The organism is Burkholderia sp. LMU1-1-1.1, from assembly GCF_040675865.1.
Lineage (GTDB): Bacteria > Pseudomonadota > Gammaproteobacteria > Burkholderiales > Burkholderiaceae_D > Rugamonas.
Map to the genome: position 1 here is coordinate 1 of NZ_JBEGHG010000037.1, position 2,065 is coordinate 2,065.

Consider the following 2,065-nt stretch of genomic DNA (forward strand, 5'->3'; position numbering starts at 1 on the left):
GGCGTGTCCGGGACCGGCGCGGGGGCCTCCGCGCCGCCGGCCTCGCGCAGGTAGCCGATGAAGGCCTGCTCGAGCGTGGCGGCGCCGCGCGCGGCCACCAGCGCGGCCGGGGCGGCGCTGACGAGCACGCGCCCGGCGTGCATCAGCGAGATGCGGTCGCAGCGCTCGGCCTCGTTCATGAAGTGGGTGGAGATGAAGATCGTCACCCGGTCGCGGCGCGCCAGGTCGATCATCAGGCGCCAGAACAGGTCGCGCGCCACCGGGTCGACGCCGGAGGTGGGCTCGTCGAGGATGAGCAGCTCGGGCCGGTGCACCATCGCCACCGCCAGCGACAGGCGCTGGCGCACGCCCAGCGGCAGTTGCTCGGGCAGCGTGTCGAGCGCGTCCGTCAGGCCGAAGCGCGCCGCCATGTCGGCCACGCGCGCGCCGATCTCGGCCTCGGGCACGCTGAACAGGCGGGCGTGCAGCACCAGGTTCTGCGCCACGCTCAGTTCGCCGTACAGCGAGAACGCCTGCGACATGTAGCCGACCCGGCGCCGGGTCGCCATGTCGCCGGCGTCGACCCGGGCGCCGAACAGCATCGCCTCGCCCGCGCTCGCCGGCAGCAGCCCGGTGAGCATTTTCATCGTGGTCGACTTGCCGCAGCCGTTCGAGCCGAGGAAGCCGAAGATCTCGCCGCGGCCGATGCGGAAATCGACGTGGTCGACGGCCACGAAGTCGCCGAAGCGCATCGTCAGCCCGCGCGCCTCGATGGCGACGTCGCCGCCGGCGCCCTCGAACGGCGGCACCTTGACGGCCTGGTGGCCGGCGCGGCGCGCCGCCGGCAGCAGCGCGATGAAGGCCGCCTCCAGGGTGGGCGCGGCGCTGCGCGCGCGCAGCGCCGCCGGCGCGCCGGTGGCCAGCACGCGGCCGGCGTCCATCGCCACCAGCCAGTCGAAGCGCTCGGCCTCGTCCATGTAGGCGGTGGCCACCACCACGCTCATGCCGGGGCGCTGGCCGCGGATGGCGTCGATCAGGTCCCAGAACTGCGCGCGCGACAGCGGATCGACGCCGGTGGTGGGCTCGTCGAGGATCAGCAGGTCGGGATCGTGGATCAGCGCGCAGCACAGGCCCAGCTTCTGCTTCATGCCGCCCGACAGCTTGCCGGCCGGCCGCGCCAGGAACGGCGCCAGGCCGGTGCCGGCGGTGAGCTGGTCGATGCGGCGCCGCCGCGCCGGCGCGTCGTGGCCGAACAGGCGCCCGAAGAACTGCAGGTTCTCCTCGACCGACAGGGTCGGGTACAGGTTGCGCCCCAGCCCCTGCGGCATGTAGGCGATGCGCGGGCAGACGGCGTCGCGGTGGCGCCGCGCGCGCATGTCGCCGCCGAGCACGCGCACCTCGCCTTGCTGCAGCGCGCGGGCGCCGGCCAGCAGCGACAGCAGGCTCGACTTGCCGACCCCGTCCGGGCCGATCAGGCCGACCATGCGGCCGGCCGGCAGCGCCAGGTCGACGCCGGCCAGCGCGACGGTCTTGCCGTAGCGCAGTTCGACGCCGCGCAGCTCGGCCACGCAGGGTTCGTCGGCGGCGCCGCCCCCGCCCTGGCTCACTGCGGCACCCTTACTTCCAGTTCGGGCGGCCACGGGGTCTGGCCGTCCAGGCGCACCCAGGCCACGCCGGGCAGGCCGGTCTTGACCAGGGTCAGGTGCTTGCGCAGCAGCGCCGGGTCGATCTGCGCCTTGACGCGGAACATCAGCTTCTGGCGCTCGCTGGCCGTCTCCACCGTCTTGGGCGTGAACTGGGCGGTGCTGGCGACGAACGAGATGCGCGCCGGGATCACGTACCGGGGCGCGGCGTCGAGCACCACGCGCACCGGCGCGCCCAGCGCCAGCTTGCCGGCGGCCTGCTCGGGCACGAAGAAGGTCATGTAGACGTCGCCCAGGTCGACCAGGTTGAGCACCTTGCCGCCGCCGGCCAGCACCTCGCCCGGCTGGGCGATGCGGTATTGCACGCGGCCGGCGCGCGGCGCCGTCAGCGCGCTGTCGGCCAGGTCGACGCCGATGCGCTCGACGGTGGCGCGCGCGGCCGC

Annotated in this window: 2 protein-coding genes; both read right to left on the reverse strand. The window is 74.6% G+C overall.

Features of this window, described 5'->3' with window-relative positions; all coding sequences use genetic code 11:
- On the reverse strand, positions 1-1,586 hold a 1,586-nt coding region (locus tag MRBLMU1_RS23440; protein WP_363506555.1), incomplete at its 3' end, for an ATP-binding cassette domain-containing protein.
- On the reverse strand, positions 1,583-2,065 hold a 483-nt coding region (locus MRBLMU1_RS23445; RefSeq protein WP_363506558.1), incomplete at its 5' end, for an HlyD family secretion protein. The genes MRBLMU1_RS23445 and MRBLMU1_RS23440, both read right to left, overlap by 4 nt.